The organism is Catellatospora vulcania (assembly GCF_009720385.1).
GTDB lineage: Bacteria > Actinomycetota > Actinomycetes > Mycobacteriales > Micromonosporaceae > Catellatospora > Catellatospora vulcania.
The window spans coordinates 386,656-406,457 of the sequence record NZ_ML769303.1 but is presented as its reverse complement, the minus strand read 5'-3'; the positions used below and the strand labels follow the sequence as shown (position 1 = coordinate 406,457).

The window sequence follows — 19,802 nt, the reverse complement described above, 5'->3', positions numbered from 1 at the left end:
CCCTCCCCTGCAGAACATCGCCCGCCCGGCGACGCGCCCGCCGCTACCGCGGGCCGCCGCCGCGCGTCCCTACCGCGGACGGCAGGACGGGCCATGTCCCCCTCCCAGGGGTCTACGCCGCGACAGGCACGCGCGAGCGGGCCGCCGCCTCGTTCTCGTCCAGGTCGTCCTCGTCCTCGTCGTCGGCGTCCTGTTCGCCGGTGACGAGTTCGGCCTGCAGGCCGCCGCCGCGCAGCGAGGAGATCGCGTCGAGGTCGAACGCGCCGCCGAAGGACACGTCGTCGTCCTCGGCGAACAGCGGATCGTGGGGGTCCGGGCCGATCCGCATGTCCGGAGCGGCCTCGGTCTCCTCGCCGCCCACCCGGCTCTCCCCCGTGCCGTCCTCGAGCGCGCTGGTCGCCGTGCTCGGCTTGGTCCGGGCGAACTTGCCCCGGCCCCGGGACAGGTCGTGGCCGACCGCCGCCGCCTCCAGCTCGTACATCACGCGGCGCTGGCCGTCCTCGTCGATCCAGTCCCGGGTGTAGAGGCGGCCGACGACCACCACGGGGTCGCCGACCATGACCGAGCTGGCGACGCCCTCGGCGAGCCGCCGCCAGCAGTTGACCCGCACGCGCAGGCTGTTGCCGTCGACCCAGCGGTTGTTGGCCCGGTCCAGCCGGCGGGCCGTGGAGGCCACCTTGAAGTTGGCCACGAGCTGCCCGGACTGGCTGGTGCGCCGCCACTCCGGCGCGGTCAGGACATTTCCTACGATCGTGATGTTCGTGTCAAACACCGTTGTTTCTCCTCTCGGCGGGCGATGACACGAGGGTGCGCTGCGAGGGCGGCTCCGAGCCATCGACGTGGGCCGCATTCTGTGGACGGCGGGCTGCTTGGGGATAACCGCCTGATCATGGAGTTGATCTGTTATGACCGACCCCTACTTCGCGGTAACATAGGCCCGTGCAGACGGACATCCTGGGCGCGCCCTACCTGCAGCGGGTCATCGACCTCCCCGACGACGACCAGGGAAAGGTCGTCGCGACGCTGGTCAGCCGGCGCGCACCCGGGGACAGCCGGCGCGCGGTGCTCTACCTGCACGGCTTCACGGACTACTTCTTCCAGACCCACCTGGCCGACTTCTTCGTCACCCGCGGCTACGACTTCTACGCGCTGGACCTGCGCAAGTACGGCCGCAGCCTGCTGGCGCACCAGACGCCGAACTTCACCCGCAGCATGGACGAGTACTTCCCCGAACTGGACGAGGCGGCGCGGATCATCCGCGAGGAGGACGGCCACGACACGATGGTGGTCGCCGCGCACTCCACCGGCGGGCTGATCTCCGCGCTGTGGGCGCACGCCCGCGCCGACGCGGGCCTCGTCGACGGCCTGCTGCTGAACAGCCCGTTCTTCGACATCAACGCGCCCTGGATCATGCGCCGTCCGGCGGTGTCGGCGGTCGGCTCGCTGGCCCAGCGCGCGCCGTACCGGGTGATTCCGCTGAAGCTGCCCGGTCTGTACGGCCGCAGCCTGCACCGCGACCACGACGGCGAGTGGGACTACCGGGTCGACTGGAAGCCCGTGTCCGGCTTCCCGGTCCGGGTGGCCTGGCTCAAGGCGATCCGCAGCGGCCAGCGCCGGCTGCATGCCGGGCTCGACCTGAAGGTGCCGGTGTTCGTCGGCTGCTCGACGGCGTCGTACCGGCAGCGGCAGTGGTCGGAGCTGGCGCACGAGGCCGACGCCGTGCTCAACGTGGACCACATCGTGCGGTGGGCGCCGGCGCTGGGCCGCGACGTCACGCTGGCCCGCATCGAGGGCGGCAAGCACGACCTGACGCTGTCCCGACGGCCCGCCCGCGACCGTTTCTTCGCCGAGTCCGACCGCTGGCTGCAGACCCGGCTGCACTGACCGACCGACCAGTCGATCATGAACATAAGTCGCTGTTCGGCGGCGTGTCGCTGCCCTAGGATCGTGGTCAACTTCCGCCGGGTAGCCGATCACGCCGATCGTCTCGCACGGTAGCCTTCAAACGCGCGCTCGTAGCTCAGCTGGATAGAGCAGGGGCCTTCTAATCCTCAGGTCGCAGGTTCGAGTCCTGCCGGGCGCACCACATCGAAGTCCACGCTGTGCGCCCGGCCGTGGGCTCGGTCAGGCCGGGGACAGGTAGATCGACCAGGTCCCCGACTGCCCGGGGATCGGGGCGACGAACGGACGCCACCCTTCCAGGAACGTGCCCGGCCGCGGCGGCGTCCGCAGGACGACCGCGACCAGCTGTCCCCGGCCGCGAGCCGAGACGAGCGCCGCAGGCTCGGTGTTGTTGGGCGCGCTGCCGAGGGCGTCGCAGCCGAGCTCGTACGCGATGTGGAACCTGCCCTCGCCGGCGACCGCGCAGTCACCGGTCACGCCCAGCTCCCGCAACCGCTCGACGACCGCCGTGTAGGAGACCGTCCGGCTCGTCATCCCGGTGCGGTTGTTCACCGCGGCGAGCAGCTGAACCCCGGCCAGGCCGAGCGCGATGGCGACGGCGAGGACGGGAGCGGCCAGGCGCGCCCGCGGCAGGCGCAGCATGCCGACCTCCAGCACGCCGTACGCGACCGGCAGCACCAGCAGCCCGATCACCGGCAGCACGAAGCGCAGCTGGCCGTAGCGCATCATGAACAGGTAGGGGAAGGCGACGCACAGCCCGACGACCAGTGGGGCCAGGAACGGGGTCGCGCCCTCCGCCGTGCGGCGGGCGCGCACCGCGCCGAGGGCGCCGACGGCGAGCGCGAAGGCTGCGGCGGCCCACCACAGCAGGTCGAGGTAGCTGGCCCCCGGCAGTTGCACGGTCGCGACGGTGGCCGCGCCGCCGCGCAGCGGCACCGGGACGTCCAGACTGACCGCGCCGACGCTGCCCGAGTTCCAAAGCTTCACGTACAGCCCGGCCATGGCCAGGTCCGGGTACAGGTGGGTGCCCCCGAGCATGGCGCTGGACAGGTGCAGGCGCTGGAACGGGCCGCCGAACAGGTAGAGCGACTCGATGATCCACGGCGCCCAGCCGGCGACCTGGCCCGCCGCGACCGCCACGAGGATCCCCGGACGGCGCCAGTCGCGCAGCGCCAGCCAGGCCAGGCCGAGCGGCAGGACGAGCCACAGGCTGTCGCTCGGCCGCACCAGCGCGGCCAGCGCCACGGCGGCGGCCAGGCCGAACAGCGACCGGCGGCGGTTCTCGGCGCTGCGCCGGCAGACGACGAAGTAGCCGGTCGCGGCGACCGCCGCGAGCGCGGAGTAGAGGTTGGGCAGCGCCAGGGAACCGTTGAACACGACGACGGCCGTGCCGGCGAAGAGCGCGGCGGCGACCGGCGCCAGCGGCCGGGCGGACACCCGCAGCCAGGGCCGGAAGGCCAGGAAGAGGCCGGCACTCGCGAGGACCACGAAATAGAGGCGCACTGCCCAGAGCGGGGCGTCGAGCGCGGCCATCGGGGCGCCGAGCACCGGCATGCCCCAGGCCCGCCAGGCCGCCCACCCGTAGGTCGGCACGTCCGGGTTGAACTGGCTCAGGTAGATGGCCTCATCGGTGCTGTACGGGTAGCCCAGGCCGACGACCACCGGCACGAAGACGCCGAAGGCCACCGCCACGGCCGCGAGCAGCCATCCGTTGCGCCGGGCAGGTGGCCAGGAGGCGACGTCGAACCGCCGGCGCGAAGGCGGCTGCGGGCGGGACTCGCCGGCCTCCGTGGACGTGTCCGTCAGCGTCAGCACGCCGGATGCAGCACGGTCGCCGTCCCCGAGCCGGGCTTGTTCGGCACTGCTGCGCCGTACGTCCATGTCATGCCCTCTCCCGAACCACGTCCGGCGTCATCGGTGCGGCTCGAACGCGGTCACCTGTGCGCCGGACGCCCGGCCTTGCGCGCTCGATCGGCAGCATCCTAGACCCCGTCGGGGCCGTTGCCCGAGCCGGAGAAGCGATGGTACCGGCTGATCAGCCGCTCCCGCCGTGCCGTGGTCCGCGAAAACGGACGGACACCGCGTCGTCCCCTGGTGATAACTTCCGTCGGTGAACTACCCCTCACCTGAGTCGACTCCACCGCCGTACGGGCAGCCGCCGTACCCGCAGGTCCCGGCACCGCCGCCGGCCGCGCCGCAGTCCGGCCCGCCCGCCGACCCGTACGCGCCCTACGGCACGGGACCCCAGTACGGCACGGGCCAGCAGTACGGCAGCGGCCAGCAGTACGCCGTGAGCCAGCCCTACAGCGCCCCGCCGCAGCAGACCCCGCCCGGCGGCTACGCCGTGCCCTACCAGCAGACGCCCCCGCCGTCGGGGACCAACGGCTTCGCCATCGCCGCGCTGATCTTCGGCATCATGGGCGGCTGGCTGCTCGGCTTCATCTTCGGCTTCGTCGCGCTGTCGCAGATCAAGAAGCGCAACCAGAACGGCCGCGGCATGGCCATCGCCGGCCTGGTCCTCAGCTCGCTCTGGACGCTGGCGATCTGCGCCGTGATCGGCATCGCGATCGTGGCCGCCAACGAGACCGGCGCGTCCGGCACCACCGGCACGACGGGCGGCGACGACACGTCGGTGCACTCGCTGCGCATCGGCGACTGCCTCAACGACCTCAGCACCGAGGACGAGATCGAGGAGCTGCCGGTCGTAGCGTGCAGCGCGCCGCACGACGGCGAGGTGTACGCCGAGTTCAAGCTGACCCAGGCCACCTTCCCGGGCATCGACGCGATCGAGAAGGAGGCCGACCCGCGCTGCGCGGACCTGCTGAAGTCGTACGCCCCCGACGCCGTGGACGACCCGGCCGTGGACACGTACTACCTCTACCCGACGGCGGAGAGCTGGGCTCGCGGCGACCGCGCGGTGACCTGCATCGCGAGCTTCGACCCGGCGCGCACGGGCAAGCTCAAGGGCTGATCTCCGATCGCACCGGACGCCGCCCGGAACGAGTGGTCCCGGGCGGCGCCGCTTGCTCATCCCCGCCGTCGGCGGCGGCGCAGCAGCATCACGACGGGTGTCGCGAACAGGCCGGTGAAGACGACCAGGCAGCCGAGGAAGGCCCAGTCGAGCGGTTCGCCGCCGCCCGCGTCGACCGCGACGGCCACCAGCAGCACCGTCGTCAGGGCGAGGACGAGGGCGACCAGACCCAGTAGCGCGATCGCGATGATCTCCCCGACGTTGCCGCCGTCACCGGCGGCGGGCGGCACGGTCGCGGGCCGGACGGCGGCGGGCCGCGGGATCGAGGCCGGGTCGCGGGCGGGCTGCGGCAGGTGCCGGGCCGGGCCGACCCCGGCGTCCAGCGCGGCGATCTCCTGGTACGGCAGCGCCCACATCGCGGGTTCCAGGTGCAGCACGATGCCGTCGTGGCCGATGAGCCGGCGGGCGCCGTCCGGCCAGCTCATCATGGCCGCGCAGGCCGCGTAGTGAACCGTGGAGCAGGACCGCGAGCGCACGATGCTGACCGCCTCCGGGCCGATGACCAGCGCGAGCTCGCCGTCCTCCCGGTGGGCGTACCGGCGGCCGTCGGCCTCGCACTCCGACGAGGTCGGCGCGGCGGCGAACCCGGCCCAGTCCGCCGTGGTGCGGTGCGGCGTCTGCAGCAGGGCGGAGTCGGCGGCCTCCACCGCGACGGCGTGCACCTGTGCCACGGTGACGGCCGACAGCTCGGCGCGCAGTTCGGCCACGGTCAGGTTGCGCTGGCCGGTGAGCAGGTTCAGCGCGTGTCCGGGCAGGCGGGCCGCCTCGATCTCCGGGTGGTTCAGGTTCTCCAGGGACTTGGTGCGTACGGCCGCGACGCTCGCCGGGTCGATGGTCCCGTGACGCAGCCGGGCCAGCACGTCGACGAAACCGCCGAGCACAGCCCCCTGCTTCTCCGGCAGCGCGTCCGCGTGCGCGGTGATCGTGGCGTAGCCGTCGCCCCGGGGGTCGTACGAGGTGGACGCGGTGTACGAGTAGCCGCCCTCCTGCCGCAGGTCGCGGAACAGCTCCCGTTCCAGCACTCCGGAGTAGACGCTGGCCGCGGTGCTGCGGCGGACCACCGCGCTGCACACCACGCTGCTGTCGTCGCCGGTGTACCAGGCCGGGGTCTGCGACAGCGCCGAGGTCGGCACGGGCACCGGCCGGCGCGCTCCCGGTCGCAGCCGCAGCCGCAGCCCGGCCGGGACCCGCTCGCCGGCGATCCACAGCACGGCGTTCTCGCGGGTGAAGTAGTTCTCCACCCACCAGCGCAGGTCCTCGGGGCGCAGCCGGGCCAGCCCCCATTCGGGGTAGCTGGGCAGGCCGTAGCCCTGCGCGCCGTACCGCCACAGCGGCAGGGCGGAGGTGCCGCCGCGGGTGCGGCTCTCGGTGCGCAGGATCTCCTTCTCGGTCTCCAGCCGGTGCATCGGCAGGTCGGCGAGCCCGTCGCACACCTTGCCGAGATAGCCGACCACATCGGACTCGCCGCCCCGCAGGTGGAAGTGGGTGTACACCGAGGCCGTCTCGCCGTTGTAGTGGTAGTCGGACAGCCCGCTGTCGTGCAGCGCCAGATGCTCCACCAGGTGGGTGATGCCGTGCAGCGGCAGCGTCTCGTCGGCCTGGCCGACCCGGAAGATCAGCCCGGCCGCGGTCCGCCCGGTGGACGGCGCGAACAGCGTGGGCACGCCGTCGACCTCGGTCACCTCGACCACGGGTCAGCCCGCCTTCAGCGCGAGGTCGCGGTGCTTGACGTACTGCTGCTCGGCGTCGCCGCCGTAGGCCCAGGGGTATCTGTCGGCCAGGCCGCCCAGGGCGCGGAAGTGCACCGCGGCCCGCCGGTGGTCCCCGGCCAGGCTGAACGCCCAGGCGAAGTGGCTGTGCGCGCCCACCCAGCCGTAGGTGGGGCGGAACGCCGGGTGCAGCACCGAACGCAGCGCCGCCTCGGCCACCTCCCGCTGCACCTCGGGCCGGCGCAGGTACGCGTCGCGCTCGCCACCGCGCAGCGACAGCCAGTACTCGGCGTGCAACTCGGGGATGAGCGCGCCGCTCAGGCTGCCCTCGGGTGCGGCGGCGGCGCACCGGCGCGCGAACCCGAACGCCGCGTCCCACGAGCCGCTCCACTTCGGACACAGCTGCTGCAGCAGCTGCGCCTGGGCGAAGTACATGTGCGGGTGGTGTTTGGCCAGCCGGTCGTAGCGCCGTCGCGCCTCGGCCTGGCCGAGTTGCAGGCCGCGCGCGTTGGTGATGCGCAGCGCCCAGGCCGCCCCGTTGCCCGGCTCCCGGGCGGTGACCTCCAGCAGCCGTTCCTCGCCGTAGCGCAGGTGTTCGTGCATCTCGTCGAACTGCTCGCGGCTGACGTGCGCGGCCCGCGCCGTGGTGCGCGCGTCCCAGGCCAGCGCGGCGGCGCGGGCGGCGAGCAGCAGCTTGGGCAGCACGGCCGACGGCTGTGCCTGCGCCACCTCGCCGACGAAGGTCATCACGCCCGGCAGCTCGCCGACGGCCCGCACGGTGAAGTACACCGCGTCGGCCGTCGGCAGCTGCGCGAAGTGACGTGCCACCGCGTCCCAGTCGCCCTGGCGGCACCAGGCCTGCACGGCCTGCACCTCGGGGAAGGCCGCGGCGCGGTCGAAAGTGGGCGCCGCCACGGCCGGGGTGATCGTCACCGGGGCATCCTAGGTGACCTGTCACGCTGTGCGATGCCCCGTGACGACGCCCGTACGGCTAGAGCTTCACCACCATCTTGCCGGTGTTCGCGCCGCGCAGCAGGCCCAGGAACGCTTCCGGCGCGTTCTCCAGCCCCTCGACCACGGTCTCCTCGGCCTTGATCTCACCGGCCGCGTACCAGGCGCCGACCTCGCGGATCAGGTCGGCCATGCGGTCGTTGTGGTCGGAGACGATGAAGCCGCGCATGGTGATCCGCTTGCCGATGAGCAGCGCCAGGTTGTCCGGCCCCGGCACCGGCTCGTTGTACGCCGAGATCGCGCCGCACAGCGCGAACCGGGCGAACGGCTTCGCCCTGGCGATCGCCGCGGTGAGGTGGTCGCCGCCGACGTTGTCGAAGTACACGTCGATCCCGTCCGGCGCGGCCTGCTTGAGCAGTTTGGACACCTCGCCGTCGCGGTAGTTGAACGCGGCGTCGAAGCCGAGGTCGCCGGTGAGGTGGGCGACCTTCGCGTCGCTGCCCGCGCTGCCGACCACCCGGGCCGCGCCCTTGAGCCGGGCGAGCTGGCCGACCAGGCTGCCGACGGCGCCGGCGGCACCGGACACGAACACGGTGTCACCGGGCTTCATCGCGGCGATGTCGAGCAGCCCGACGTACGCGGTGAGGCCCGGCATGCCCAGCACGCCCAGGAAGGCGCTGGGCGGGGCGATCGGCTCCAGCTTGCGGAAGCGCCGCGCGTCGTCGACCACGAAGTCCCGCCAGCCGTAGCCGTGCAGCACCAGGTCGCCGGGCTTCAGGTCGGCCGAGCGCGACTCGACGACCTCGCCGACGGCCCCGCCGTCGAGCACCGCGTCCACCGCGAACGGCGGCACGTACGACTTCACGTCGTTCATCCGCCCGCGCATGTACGGGTCCACCGACATCACCAGGTTGCGCACCTTCACCTGGCCCTCAGCGGGTTCCGGCACGTCCACCTCGACCAGGCGGAAGTTGTCCGGGGTGGGCACGCCCACGGGGCGCGAAGCCAGGTGGATCTCACGTCCGACGGTCACGTCGTCTCCTTGTCCGGGGCGGCCGTGGCCGCCTCAGTGATCTTGCGCAGCGTGTCACGCAGATAGGCGAGTTCGGAAGCGGGCACGCCGGTCGCCTCGGCGATGGCCCGCGGGATGCCGGTGGCCTGCTCGCGCAGGCGGTCGCCGGACGGGGTGAGGCTGACGACCACGGAGCGCTCGTCGCGCGGGTCGCGGGCCCGGTCCACCAGACCGGCCGCCTCCAGCCGCTTGAGCAGCGGGGACAGCGTGCCCGAGTCGAGCTGCAGGGACTCCCCCAGCGCCTTGACCGAGGTCTGCCCGCGTTCCCAGAGCACCAGCATCACCAGGTACTGCGGATAGGTCAGGCCGAGCCGTTCGAGCACCGGGCGGTAGACCGCGGTCAGCGCGCGGCTGGCGGCGTACAGCGCGAAGCAGACCTGCTTCTGCAGGTCCAGGTCACCGGGGTCCGGGCGGTCGGCGCGGGTCATGGTCTCAGCGAAGCACGAGCTGGACGTCGATGTTGCCACGGGTGGCGTTCGAGTACGGGCAGACCTGGTGCGCGGTGTCCACGAGCTGCCGCGCCGTCTCGGCGGGCACGCCCGGCAGCGCGACCTCCAGGGTGACGGACAGGCCGAACCCGGCGCCGTCGCGGCCGAGCCCGACGTGCGCGGTCACCTCGGAGCCGTCGACGTCGGCCTTGGCCCGCCGGGCGACCAGCCGCAGCGCGGAGTGGAAGCAGGCCGCGTATCCGGCCGCGAACAGCTGCTCGGGGTTGGTCGCCCCACCGGCTCCGCCGAGTTCCACGGGCGTCGCCACAGCCGTCTCCAGCAGCCCGTCCGAGCTGCGCACCTTGCCGTCACGTCCGTCACCGGTGGCCGTCGCGACGGCCGTGTAAAGAGTAGTCATGCCCCCGACGCTAACGACCGTTTAGATTGTGCACAACCAAAACGCACGCGACTAAAGTCACTTCCACCCCGGAGTCGTCTGCAGTTTCGGGGAAACTGCTGCATTCGACGGTGGGGTGGCCGCAGTTTCCCCGAAACCGCAGACCGGCCGGGCGCAGGCGACGCAGCCCGCGGACGGCAGGGCGTGGTGCGACGATGGGGCGGTGGGGCGAACACGACAAAACGGGCGACTCCGGGAGCGGCGGGCGACGTTGTTCTGGCTGGTCGTGCTCGTGCTCGCCGCGGGCGGTTGGCTCTGGTACGCCTACGGCCGCCCCGATGCCCGTCCGCCCGGCGCGACGGCGTCATCGAGCCCGTCCGCCCGGCTCACCGGGCCGCCCGCCGGAGCGCAGCAGGTACGCGTGGACTTCCCGCTCGACGGTGACTCGTTGCAGGTCACCGCGGATCAGCCGGGTCCGGTGATCGACATCACCGACCCGGTCCAGCTGCGCCTGCTCGGCATCGACGCCCCTGAACTGCACGGCGCCGACGGCACCCCGCAGTGCTGGGCGCAGACCGCGCTTGCCGAACTGCGGAAACTGGCCCCGCCCGGCGCACGGCTGTGGCTGCTGCCCGACAGCCAGCGCCTCGATCCGTACGGCCGCCGACTGGTCTACGCCTGGACCGCCGACGGCCGCTTCGTCAACGGCGAGCTGGCCGCCCGCGGGGCCGTGCGCGAACTCGCGATCCGTCCCAATCTGGCGCACCAGCAGGACTTGCACGACGCCGTCGAGCAGGCCCGGACACAGCGGCGCGGCCTGTGGGGAAGCTGCGTGGAACGATAATCATTTAGCGAAGATTTCAAGTATGTCCAATGGCTTTGTGTCGTTGATTGCGGAAGAATCCCGCCCGTGGAGGTCCCGATCGGTACCGCGCTGGCAGGGCGATACGTGCTGACCAGGCCTCTGGCGCGCGGCGGAGTATCCACTGTGTACCAGGCCGTCGACGCGACCGCCGGCCGCCGGCTCGCCGTGAAGGTGGTCGACGACCGCTATTCGGGCCTGATCCGGCACGAGGCCGCGATGACCGACCGGCTGCGCCATCCGCATGTGCCCAAGGTGCTCGACGTCGGCGTGGAGACCGGGCCGGACGGCCGCGACATCGGTTACCTGGCGCTGGAGCTACTCAAGGGCGAGGCGCTGACCAGCGTGCTGCTGGACGGCCCGCTGCCGTGGGCCGGGGCGGTGCGGGTCGCCGCGACCGCCGCCGACGTGCTCGCGGTGGCGCACCGGCGCGGCGTCGTGCACCGGGACCTGACCCCGGGCAACGTCATGATCACGACCACCGGGCCGAAGGTGGTCGACTTCGGACTGGCCGAGCTCATCGGCAGCACCGCCGCCCCGGCGGGCGAGTTCGCCAGTCCCTCCGACGACGTGTACGCGCTCGGCGCCCTGCTCTACCAGGTGCTCACCGGCAAGTCCCCGTATGCCGGGGTCAACCGCAGCCCGCAGGGCACGACCGCGCTGCGCTGGCTCGCGCCCACCCCGGTGCTGGGCGTGCCCGGCCTGCCGCAGGCCGTCTCCGACCTGTGCCGCGCCTGCATGGACAAGAACTCGCTGGCGCGGCCCAGCGCCCGGGAGGCGTCGCTGCGGCTGTGGACCATCGCCGGCAACGCCCTGCACTAGTGCTGCTCAGGCACGCAGCTCTCCGGCGGCGAGCCCGGCCGTGAAGGCCCGCCACTCGTCCGCGTCGAAGGTCAGCCACGGGCCGTCCGGGTCTTTCGAACTACGCACCAGGACCAGCTCGCCGTCGAAGCACACTTCCACGCACTGCCCGGACTCGCATCGGGACGACCGCCGCCAGTGACGGTCCTGTTGGTACTCGGACATGGCCTACCGCCTTACGCCTCGTTCCGGTTCCCGCTCATCACTGTGACATATCCACGAATGCACGAACATGCCATGAGTCGTGAACGACGGGTACTCGCGCGAGGACATTCACGTCTACTCCCCCGGGCAAACAAAAAGCCGGCACGGGCGTCGTCGCGTGCCGGCCGGAGCCTGTTCATCCATACGGGGTCAGCGCAGGTCGAACTCTCCGGTTTTCACGCCGGCCACGAAAGCGCGGAACGCCTCCGTCGACACGACCAGATGCTGCGCCGGACTCACCGAGTCCCGAAGACCGACTCCGGTGTTGCCCAAATCTGCGATCTCCACGCAGTGGGCCGATTCGCAGCGGCCGCTCTTGCGCCATGCTGCGCCCAGCACAGACGTCATAGGTTCACTCCAGGTCACGATGTGTAAAGAGTTTCGCCCCGCGGTTACTGGCACGCCGGTGGTTGGCGCGCAGGGCTGCGCCCCCAGTAAACTCGTCGGAAAGATTGGTCGCAAGTAGCCATACGGCGTTTCGCCAGCGGCTCAGTCCGTGGCGTGGGGCGGAAGGCGGAGATCAACGTGAGCGCGCAGAGCCCGGCGGTCGCCCGTCTCAGGCTGCGACACGCGCTCCGGTCCGCCCGGGAGGGCTCCGACTACACCCAGGAGCAGGTCGCCTCCGAACTCGAATGGTCACTCTCCAAGGTGATCAGAATCGAGAACGGCACCGTCCGGATGACCGTGACCGACGTGCGGGCGCTGATGCAGCTCTACGGCATCGACGACGCCTCCGAGATGTCCGAGATGGAGAGCCTGGTCCGCGCGTCGCGTCAGCGCTCGTGGTGGACGCAGTACGGCAGCGAGGTCATGTCGGGCCGCTTCGCCACCTACATCGGGCTGGAGGACGGCGCGTCGGCGCTGGCCATGTACCAGGCGCTGGTGGTGCCGGGGCTGCTGCAGACCGAGGCCTACGCGCGCGCCGTCATCGCCGGGCTGCGCATGCCCGAGGAGGACACCCGCAACCACGAGACGTATCTCGACATCCGGCTGCGCCGGCAGGAGAACGTGCTCCAGCGCAAGGACCCGCCGCAGATCCACGCGGTGCTGGACGAGGCCGTGCTGCGCCGCATCAACGGCGGCGTCGGCGTGCAGCGTGACCAGCTGCTGCACCTGGTCTCGCTGGGCGCCGCGCCGCACATCCACCTGCGGGTGCTGCCGCTGTCCACCGGCATCCACACCATGGAGTCGACGTTCGTGCTGCTGTCCTTCCCGTTCGGCGAGGACGTCGTCTACCTGGAGCTGAACAGCGCGCTGGCGGGCGACCCCGACCGGGGCCAGTTCCTCGACCGCGGCGAGGTGGCCGCGCCGTACCGGGACACCTTCACCATGCTCACCGGCGCCGCCCTCAGCGAGGCCGACTCGCTGGCGTTCATCGCCAAGGTCGCCGGGGATCTCCGTTGATCACCACGCGCCGTCCCGCCGCAGCGTGCGGCATAAACTCGGCGGCATGAGCTTTCCTCCCTCCGCCGCGCCCTGCGCCGACGTGCAGCGCGTGCTGTGCGTGTTCGCCCATCCCGACGACGTCGACTTCGGCGCGGCCGGCACGGTGGCCCGCTGGGTGGACGAGGGCCTCGAGGTGTCGTACCTCCTGGTCACCAGGGGCGACGCGGGCGGCTTCGACGAGACGCCGCGCGCGGAGATGCCCGGCCTGCGCGAGGCCGAGCAGCGGGCCGCCGCGGCCGCCGTCGGGGTCAAGCAGGTCGACTTCCTGGAGGGGTATGCCGACGGCTCGGTCACGGCGAGCCTGGCCCTGCGCAAGGACCTCGTCGCGGCGATCCGGCGCGCCCGCCCCGACCGCATCCTGACCAGCTCCCCGCTGCGCCGCTGGGACCGCATCGCCGGGCCGAGCCACCCCGACCACCTGGCCGTGGGCGAGGCGGCGACCTGCGCGGTCTACCCCGACGCCCGCAACCCGTTCGCCCATCCCGACCTGGGCGCGGCGGGCCTGGCCGCCTGGACGGTCCGCGAGATCTGGTATTCGGGCGGCCCTGACCCCGACCACGCGGTGGACGTGACCGACACCTTCGACCGCAAGCTCGCCGCGCTGCGGGCGCACTTCTCGCAGACGGCCCACCTGCACGAACTCGACGTGATGCTGCGCGAGCGCCTGGGCGGCCTGGCGGAGTCGCTCGGCCTGCCCGGCCGGCTGGCCGAGGCGTTCACCGTCATCAGGACCGAGTGAGCCGGGGACGCGCAACGAGGGCGTTGCCGCGGGTGCGGCAACGCCCTGTTCTGTTCAGGCGGGCAGGTCAGGCGGCGCGTTCCCAGCCGGACCGGCTCCCGCCGGGGACCAGTCGAGAGGGGTGCATGTTCGAGGGGTGCGGCACCCCGCGGCTCGGCCTGGGCCGCGGGAGGTTCAGGTGGCCCAGGCGCGCCTCGACGAGGCTGCGCCGCAGGTAGCGCTCCACCGCGTGGAACAGCCACCAGTCGTCGCTGACGAACAGCTGGGTGGGGTGACCGTGGTAGTCGGCCCACAGCTCCAGCCGCCGCGGCCGCCGCCGCGCGCTGATCAGCGTGGCCACGGCCAGGCCGCTGAGCACGGCGACCGCGGCGACGATGCCGGTCGCGTTCAGCAGCGGCGCGAACGCCCCGAGCAGGACCATGCCGACCACGGCCATCGCTCCGGCGCGACGCGTCAGCGGGTCGTGCCCGGCCTGTCGCATGTGGACGTTCTCGATGGCGCTGAGGGTGAAGTGACGCCCGCCGACCTGGAAACATGTCGACGAGATGTGCAGCCCCGGGCGGATGGTCACGATGGCTTGTTCTGGTGGCCGTTCCGGTGCCCGTGTAGGCTCCATGGAAGTCTCCCAACTGCTCGACACGCGGGCCCGGCTGGTGGTGGTGCCCGCGGAGGTGGCGACGCCTGGCATGTGGTGGAGCTTGTGGACCGACACTCGGTGGCCGCCGGGTGTCGGTCTTTTTCGCTTTTCGAGCCGCCGCGTTAGCCGTCCGTCGGTGGACTTCCCGGCTGCCTCGTGACCTCAGTGTGACCGAGACAGCCGTCGTTGTGAAGCCTCTCAATCAGCCACCTGTCAGATTGGCACGTTCCCTGAACCTAATGTGCGTTCAGGAATCACCTAATGTGACGGAACTTTTCTCGCAATTCTGGATCAGATCGGGCACATGGTTTATTACGCCCTTGGGCTTGGCGGTTTCCGGGACTACCGTGGCCAACACTGGCCGGTCGTCCGCCGCCCACCCCCGGGCGGCACCGGACCAGCGCCGCCGAATCGCCGCGCGATCGTGAAGATCGATTAGCTCGTTTGCGCGCGAACCGGGGACCCAGGTTATCGGGGTGAATCAGTGGTCACGCTAAGTGACCACAGTAGGGCGCCCTTCGCCCGAACCCGTCAGCTAACTCGGTAGGCGGCTGCGGAGAAGGGCCACCCACACCTTGTCATCCCCCCATGGCAGGGGCTGGCGCGCTGCGGCGCGCCTGCTCGTCCCTGCCGGAGCACTGATCATCGGACTGCTTGCGACCGGCGCTCCCGCGCACGCCGCGCCCAGCGCCGCCGAACTCCGCAAACAGATCTCGGAGAAGTCCGAGCAGCTGGAGAAGGTCGTCGAGCAGTACAACAAGCTCAACACGCAGCTCAAGCAGAGCCGCGCCGAGGCGGCCGCGTTGGAACGCGAACTCGGCCCGCTGGAGATCAAGGTCGACCAGGCACAGGGCAACGTCGCACGGATCGCGGCGACCGCGTACCGCACCGGGTCGTTCAGCGGCTTGAACGCGCTCCTGGACTCGGCCGGCGACGGCAAGCTGCTGGCCCGGCTCAGCGCCCTGGACCAGCTCGCGACGAGCCAGCGGGCGCAGATCGACGAGGCGCACCAGGCGGCCGGCGACCGGTTCGAGGTCAAGGCCGCGCTGGAGGCGCGGCTGCAGGAGCAGACCACCCGGTTCACCGCGGTCGAGACCCAGCGCAAGGGCATCGAACGCGACCTGGCCAAACTCCAGGAGCTGCGACGCAAGGCGGGCCTGCGCGACGAGAAGTCGTCCACCTACACGGGCAACATCCCCGCGTACAAGGGCAAGGCCGGCGTCGCCGTGGCGTTCGCGTACAAGCAGCTCGGCAAGCCGTACGTGTGGGCCGCCGACGGGCCGGGCGGGTACGACTGCTCCGGTCTGACGCTGGCCGCCTGGCGTGCCGCGGGCGTGAGCCTCTACCACCAGGCCGCGACGCAGTGGCGTGAGACGACCCACATCAGCCGGTCCCAACTCCTGCCGGGAGACCTGGTCTTCTACTCGGGCCTGGGGCACGTGGCGATCTACGTCGGCAGTGGCAAGGTGATCCACGCGCCCACCACAGGCGAGGTGGTGAAGATAGCCAGCGTCAACATGATGTCCCCCTACGGCTACGGCCGGGTGCGCATCTGACCCGGCTCCGCACGGCAAGAAGCCCTCTCCCGCATCGGGAGAGGGCTTTCTGCGTCAGTAGGGAGAGGGTTCGGTCAGACGGACTGCAGGCCCTCCGCGCGGGCCAGCTCGCGCAGCCGGCCCAGCGCCTGGATCTCCAGCTGGCGGATGCGCTCGCGGGACAGCGAGAACCGCGACGCCACCTCGGTCAGCGAGTGCTCGCGACCGTCCTCCAGGCCGTACCGCGCGCGCATGATGCCGGCGGAACGGTCGTCGAGGTGGTTGAGCAGGCCCTCGATCCGCTGGCGCTCCAGCGCCGAGAGGACGATCTCCTCCGGGCTGGGCGTGTCACGGTCGGCGACCAGGTCACCCAGGTTGGTGTCGCCGTCGTCGCCCACGGGCGTGTCGAGCGAGACGGTGTCCTGCGACCAGCGGATCAGCTCGGTCACCCGCTCCACGGTCACGCCGAGGGCGGCCGCGATCTGGTCCGGCTCAGGGTCGCTGCCCAGCTCACGGGTGAGCTGACGGGTCACGTTGCGCATCCGGTTGACGTCCTCGACCAGGTGGACGGGCAGCCGCACGGTGCGCTCCTGCTGGGCGATGGCACGGCTGATCGCCTGCCGGATCCACCAGGTCGCGTACGTGGAGAACTTGTAGCCCTTCACGTAGTCGAACTTCTCGACGGCCCGGACCAGGCCGGTGTTGCCCTCCTGGATCAGGTCCAGCATGGGCATGCCCGAGCGCACGTAACGACGCGCGATCGAGACCACCAGGCGCAGGTTCGCGCGGATGAACAGGTCCTTGGCGTGGCTGCCGTCGGCAACCAGCTTCTCCAGCTCGTCGCGCTTCAGCCCGCGCTTGAGCTTGTCGGCCTCCAGCAGATGCTCAGCATATAGTCCTGCCTCGATCGCCTTCGAGAGGTCGACCTCCTGCGCCGCGTCAAGCAGCGGAGTACGCGAGATCTCGTGCAGATATACACCGACGAGGTCTCGCTCCTCAGCCACCTGGTCGGTGCGCAGCATGGTCATGTTCTCCACGTTCGGGTCCCTCCCACGTAATCGCCGCAGGGCCTTGCGGTACTGACACCTTCACAACAGATGACGCCCGGAGATGATTCCGCGTTGCCCATCGAAACTGTCACGAAAAGCTGTGAACTCGCTGATACCGGCTTGCCGACTCGCTGGAAGCTAGCCGACCGGTCCGCAATGCCCTATTTATGACACCACGGAGCTCCACAGGGTACAGCGATCCACCTCACTACAACGCTGTGACCTGCGTCGCCATTTCTTGTGACGTCCGAGCCCGCGCGCTATTGCACGGTTCCACACCTGCCCACCCGGACGCAGGACCCGCATACCCCATCGAGTGGAAAGCACACCCATTCGGCCATGAAGTCCCCGCGAATGGGGTCCGGCTTTCGAGTCCGTGCTCCTGTTCCAGGAAATGATCTGGGGCCCGGACGCATGTTTCGACCCGAAACAGCGATCGACTCCGGTTCGCTCGGGCGCCGGTCAGTCGGTGAGGGCGGCGACGGCGTCGCGGACGCGGTTGCCGTGGCCGGCAAGGGCGCCACGGGCGGCGGCCACCTCGCGGCCGGCCAGCAGGGCGACCAGCGCCGCCCGCAGGTCGCCGCCGGCCGCGTCCAGGGTGCGGCGGCAGTCCTCCTCGTCGTGGCCGGTCGCCTCGACGAGGATGTTCAGCATGCGGCCGCGCAGCTTCGCGTTGGTCGGCACCATGTCGATCATGAAGTTGGAGAACACCCGTCCCAGGCGCACCATCACCGCACTGGAGAACGCGTTGAGCAGCAACTTCTGCGCGGTGGCGGCCTTCATCCGGGTGGACCCGGTGATCACCTCGGGGCCGGTGTCGACGCCGATGAAGACATCCACCCAGGCCGCGGCGGACGCGTGCGGGTCGGCCGCGATGAGCGCGGTCCGGCAGCCCAGCTCCCCGGCGGCACGCAGCGCGCCGAGCACGTACGGCGTGCGGCCGCTGGCGGCGATGCCCACGACCACGTCCCCGGTGCGGGCGCACCGGGCCAGCTCGTCGGCCCCGCCCGCCGTGTCGTCCTCCGCGTCCTCGACCGCCGCCAGCAGCGCGCCCGGACCGCCGGCGATGTGGGCGCAGAACCAGCTCCGCGGGGCGTTGAAGGTCGGCGGCAGTTCGGCGGCGTCGAGCACGCCGAGCCGGCCGGAGGTGCCCGCGCCCACGTAGTGCACGCGGTTGCCCCGCTGCAGCGCCGCGACGGCGTCCTCGACCACCACGGCCAGCGGGTCCAGCACCGCGCCGACCGCACCGGCGACGGTGCGGTCAGCCTCGTTGATCACTTGCAGGATCTGGCGGGTGCCCAGCAGGTCGAGTTCGGCGCTGGGGGCATACCGCTGCTCGGTGGGGGCGTGGACACGGACCGGGAGGGAACCGGTGGGCAGCTCAGGCATCGCCGGACCGGCGCCGGGCAGTGCTGACGCGACGTCCGCGCACCGCCTCGGCGGTGACCTCCAGCGCCTTGCGGGCCTTGCTGCGGGTGCGGGCGGCCACCCCGACGAACAGGCAGTCCACCACCGTGAGCTGGGCGAGCCGGCTGGCCATCGCGCCGGACCGGTAGGTCGTCTCGCGGGCCGCGGTGGTCAGCACGAAGTCGGCGACGTCGCAGATCGGCGAGCGGGGGAAGTTGGTCAGCGCGACGGTCAGCGCGCCCGCCGCCTTGGCCCGCTCCAGCACGTCGATGGTGTCGGCGGTGGTGCCGGTGTGCGAGATGCCCAGCGCCACGTCACCGGGGCCGAGCAGGGCCGCGGAGGTGAGCGAGGTGTGCAGGTCCGGCCAGTAGTACGCGATGCGGCCTATGCGGTGCAGCTTGGCCTGGAAGTCGGCGGCGACGAAGCCGCTCGCACCCGCGCCGAAGACCTCGACCCGGGACGCCTTCACCAGCAGGTCCACGATCTTGTCGCAGACCTCGGGGTCGAGCTGCTCGGCGGTCTCCTCGACGGCACGGGCGTCGTTGAAGGCGATGGTGGCGATGATCTGGGCCATGTCGGCGCCGGGCGGGATGTCCCCGCCGACCACCCGCGAGTCGGTCGGCTCGACCCGGCGTGCGGCCTCGGCGGCGAGCCGGATGCGCAGCTGCGGGTAGCCCGACATGCCGATGGACCGGCAGAAGCGGATGACCGTCGCCTCGGAGGTCTCCGCGGCGGCGGACAGGTCCGTGATGGTGCGGCGGGCCGAGGCGGCCGGATCGGCGAGCACGAGCCGTGCCACGCGCTGTTCGGCCGGGGAGAGCGCGGGCAGCAGACCATTGATCTGAACGATCAGCCCGACAGGTTCCTGACCGGCGCGCGCCGCACCGTCATTCTCCTCGGAAACTTTCGACTTCTTCGCCACGTTTGAAACTTACTTTCATGACAGCCCCGCGTCAACTGCCAAACCCCGTTTGACGACCGGCCAAACGACCGCCCAGACGGCTTGGGCGACCGCGTCGGGATCACCACTGCCGTCGACGTGTACCGCATCCGACAGTACGTCTTTGTAGGCCGCGTAGCTCGCGTTCAGATATTCGATGTCCTCGTGGTCGTCGCCACGCTGCTCCACCCGGTGATAAGCCACCTCGGGCGGGACGTCGAGAAAGATGATGACAGCCGGTCGAGGGAAAGGGGCATACGCCGCGCGTACCGTCCGCGTCAGCCACTCGCCGCCCTCATGTGCCCGAATGCTGACCAGCTGGCAGGGGGTGTACCGGTCCATCACCGCCGTCGAACCGGTCAGCCGCGCCGTCAGCAGTGAGCGGGCGATGGCCAGCCAGCGCAGCACGGCCTCGACGGTGAGCAGGCCCCGGCGCCCGAGCAGGGAGACCGCGTCGTCGCGGCCCACCTTGCGGGCGACCCGCCCCAGGAAGTGCCGGCCGCCCGCGTTGCGGCCGTAACGGGCGGTGACCCCGGCCGCGCACAGTGCCGCGGCCAGCCGTATCGCCTGGGTGGTCTTGCCCGAGCCGTCGATGCCGACCAGGGCGACCACCGACGCACTCGTGCCTGCCA

At 71.4% G+C, this 19,802-nt stretch carries 21 protein-coding genes, 1 tRNA gene and 1 riboswitch; of the genes, 8 read left to right on the top strand and 14 right to left on the bottom strand.

Annotated features, from left to right (window positions below; translation table 11 throughout):
- Window positions 1-112: 112 nt before the first annotated feature.
- Window positions 113-772 (bottom strand): single-stranded DNA-binding protein, encoded by a 660-nt coding sequence (gene ssb / locus F6W97_RS09860; RefSeq protein WP_155369896.1) that lies wholly within the window; start codon window positions 770-772, stop codon window positions 113-115.
- Between the two features lie 167 nt (window positions 773-939).
- Between ssb and F6W97_RS09855 the strand changes: the two genes are divergently transcribed.
- Both F6W97_RS09855 and F6W97_RS09850 read left to right on the top strand, forming a co-directional pair.
- On the top strand, window positions 940-1,884 hold the full coding sequence (locus F6W97_RS09855) for an alpha/beta hydrolase (RefSeq protein WP_196279045.1): 945 nt from the start codon (window positions 940-942) through the stop codon (window positions 1,882-1,884).
- 125 nt (window positions 1,885-2,009) lie between these two features.
- A tRNA-Arg gene (locus tag F6W97_RS09850) sits at window positions 2,010-2,086 on the top strand.
- 38 nt (window positions 2,087-2,124) lie between these two features.
- Here F6W97_RS09850 and F6W97_RS09845 read toward each other — a convergent pair.
- On the bottom strand, window positions 2,125-3,783 hold the full coding sequence (locus tag F6W97_RS09845; protein ID WP_155369895.1) for a hypothetical protein: 1,659 nt from the start codon (window positions 3,781-3,783) through the stop codon (window positions 2,125-2,127).
- Window positions 3,784-4,012: 229 nt separating this feature from the next.
- On the opposite strand from F6W97_RS09845, the gene F6W97_RS09840 reads away from it, so the two are divergent.
- On the top strand, window positions 4,013-4,873 hold the full coding sequence (locus tag F6W97_RS09840) for a DUF4190 domain-containing protein (RefSeq protein WP_155369894.1): 861 nt from the start codon (window positions 4,013-4,015) through the stop codon (window positions 4,871-4,873).
- 56 nt (window positions 4,874-4,929) lie between these two features.
- Here F6W97_RS09840 and F6W97_RS09835 read toward each other — a convergent pair whose 3' ends face one another.
- Genes F6W97_RS09835 through F6W97_RS09815 form a run of 5 tightly spaced genes read right to left on the bottom strand, consistent with a single transcriptional unit; the run spans window position 4,930 to window position 9,511 of the window.
- A complete protein-coding gene (locus tag F6W97_RS09835; RefSeq protein WP_155369893.1) occupies window positions 4,930-6,624 on the bottom strand; it encodes a M16 family metallopeptidase in 1,695 nt (564 codons plus the stop codon).
- A gap of 3 nt (window positions 6,625-6,627) precedes the next feature.
- Window positions 6,628-7,575 (bottom strand): hypothetical protein, encoded by a 948-nt coding sequence (locus tag F6W97_RS09830; protein WP_155369892.1) that lies wholly within the window; start codon window positions 7,573-7,575, stop codon window positions 6,628-6,630.
- 58 nt (window positions 7,576-7,633) lie between these two features.
- A complete protein-coding gene (locus F6W97_RS09825; protein ID WP_155369891.1) occupies window positions 7,634-8,626 on the bottom strand; it encodes an NADP-dependent oxidoreductase in 993 nt (330 codons plus the stop codon).
- Window positions 8,623-9,093: a MarR family winged helix-turn-helix transcriptional regulator gene (locus F6W97_RS09820; protein ID WP_155369890.1), complete on the bottom strand. Its 471-nt coding sequence runs from the start codon at window positions 9,091-9,093 to the stop codon at window positions 8,623-8,625. The genes F6W97_RS09825 and F6W97_RS09820 overlap by 4 nt, the downstream gene beginning before the upstream one ends.
- Window positions 9,094-9,097: 4 nt before the next feature.
- Complete coding sequence (locus tag F6W97_RS09815) at window positions 9,098-9,511, bottom strand: organic hydroperoxide resistance protein (protein ID WP_155369889.1); 414 nt, start codon at window positions 9,509-9,511, stop codon at window positions 9,098-9,100.
- A gap of 202 nt (window positions 9,512-9,713) precedes the next feature.
- On the opposite strand from F6W97_RS09815, the gene F6W97_RS09810 reads away from it, so the two are divergent.
- Together F6W97_RS09810 and F6W97_RS09805 are read left to right on the top strand one after the other, a co-directional pair.
- Complete coding sequence (locus F6W97_RS09810) at window positions 9,714-10,334, top strand: thermonuclease family protein (RefSeq protein ID WP_196279044.1); 621 nt, start codon at window positions 9,714-9,716, stop codon at window positions 10,332-10,334.
- A 66-nt stretch (window positions 10,335-10,400) separates the two neighbouring features.
- Window positions 10,401-11,174, top strand: coding sequence for a serine/threonine-protein kinase (locus tag F6W97_RS09805; protein ID WP_196279043.1), 774 nt, complete (start codon window positions 10,401-10,403; stop codon window positions 11,172-11,174).
- 6 nt (window positions 11,175-11,180) lie between these two features.
- On the opposite strand, the gene F6W97_RS09800 is transcribed toward F6W97_RS09805, so the two are convergent.
- Entirely contained in the window at window positions 11,181-11,378 is a 198-nt protein-coding gene (locus F6W97_RS09800) for a DUF397 domain-containing protein (protein ID WP_155369886.1), read from the bottom strand.
- Between the two features lie 189 nt (window positions 11,379-11,567).
- Window positions 11,568-11,765: a DUF397 domain-containing protein gene (locus F6W97_RS09795; protein WP_155369885.1), complete on the bottom strand. Its 198-nt coding sequence runs from the start codon at window positions 11,763-11,765 to the stop codon at window positions 11,568-11,570.
- Between the two features lie 177 nt (window positions 11,766-11,942).
- Here F6W97_RS09795 and F6W97_RS09790 point away from each other — a divergent pair, with 177 nt between their 5' ends.
- Window positions 11,943-12,821 (top strand): helix-turn-helix domain-containing protein, encoded by an 879-nt coding sequence (locus F6W97_RS09790; protein ID WP_155369884.1) that lies wholly within the window; start codon window positions 11,943-11,945, stop codon window positions 12,819-12,821.
- A 46-nt stretch (window positions 12,822-12,867) separates the two neighbouring features.
- Entirely contained in the window at window positions 12,868-13,602 is a 735-nt protein-coding gene (locus F6W97_RS09785) for a PIG-L deacetylase family protein (protein ID WP_155369883.1), read from the top strand.
- A gap of 67 nt (window positions 13,603-13,669) precedes the next feature.
- Here the strand turns inward: F6W97_RS09785 and F6W97_RS09780 are convergent, their stop codons facing one another.
- Window positions 13,670-14,173 carry a DUF6232 family protein gene (locus F6W97_RS09780; protein WP_155369882.1) on the bottom strand — a complete coding sequence of 168 codons (504 nt, stop codon included), beginning with the start codon at window positions 14,171-14,173 and terminating at the stop codon, window positions 13,670-13,672.
- Window positions 14,174-14,666: 493 nt separating this feature from the next.
- A riboswitch (cyclic di-AMP (ydaO/yuaA leader) is annotated at window positions 14,667-14,805 on the top strand.
- A 9-nt stretch (window positions 14,806-14,814) separates the two neighbouring features.
- Between F6W97_RS09780 and F6W97_RS09775 the strand changes: the two genes are divergently transcribed.
- Window positions 14,815-15,795 (top strand): C40 family peptidase, encoded by a 981-nt coding sequence (locus tag F6W97_RS09775; protein ID WP_155369881.1) that lies wholly within the window; start codon window positions 14,815-14,817, stop codon window positions 15,793-15,795.
- 74 nt (window positions 15,796-15,869) lie between these two features.
- On the opposite strand, the gene F6W97_RS09770 is transcribed toward F6W97_RS09775, so the two are convergent.
- The 4 genes from F6W97_RS09770 to F6W97_RS09755 form a co-directional block, all read right to left on the bottom strand.
- Window positions 15,870-16,802: a sigma-70 family RNA polymerase sigma factor gene (locus F6W97_RS09770; protein ID WP_155369971.1), complete on the bottom strand. Its 933-nt coding sequence runs from the start codon at window positions 16,800-16,802 to the stop codon at window positions 15,870-15,872.
- Window positions 16,803-17,285: 483 nt separating this feature from the next.
- Window positions 17,286-18,212, bottom strand: coding sequence for an N-acetylmuramic acid 6-phosphate etherase (locus F6W97_RS09765; RefSeq protein ID WP_155369880.1), 927 nt, complete (start codon window positions 18,210-18,212; stop codon window positions 17,286-17,288).
- On the bottom strand, window positions 18,205-19,152 hold the full coding sequence (locus F6W97_RS09760; RefSeq protein ID WP_155369879.1) for a MurR/RpiR family transcriptional regulator: 948 nt from the start codon (window positions 19,150-19,152) through the stop codon (window positions 18,205-18,207). Before F6W97_RS09760 ends, F6W97_RS09765 begins: the two co-directional genes overlap by 8 nt.
- A 15-nt stretch (window positions 19,153-19,167) precedes the next feature.
- The gene (locus F6W97_RS09755) at window positions 19,168-19,782 is read right to left on the bottom strand and encodes a dTMP kinase (RefSeq protein ID WP_230686533.1); all 615 of its coding nucleotides are present in this window, start codon (window positions 19,780-19,782) and stop codon (window positions 19,168-19,170) included.
- Between the last annotated feature and the right edge of the window lie 20 nt (window positions 19,783-19,802).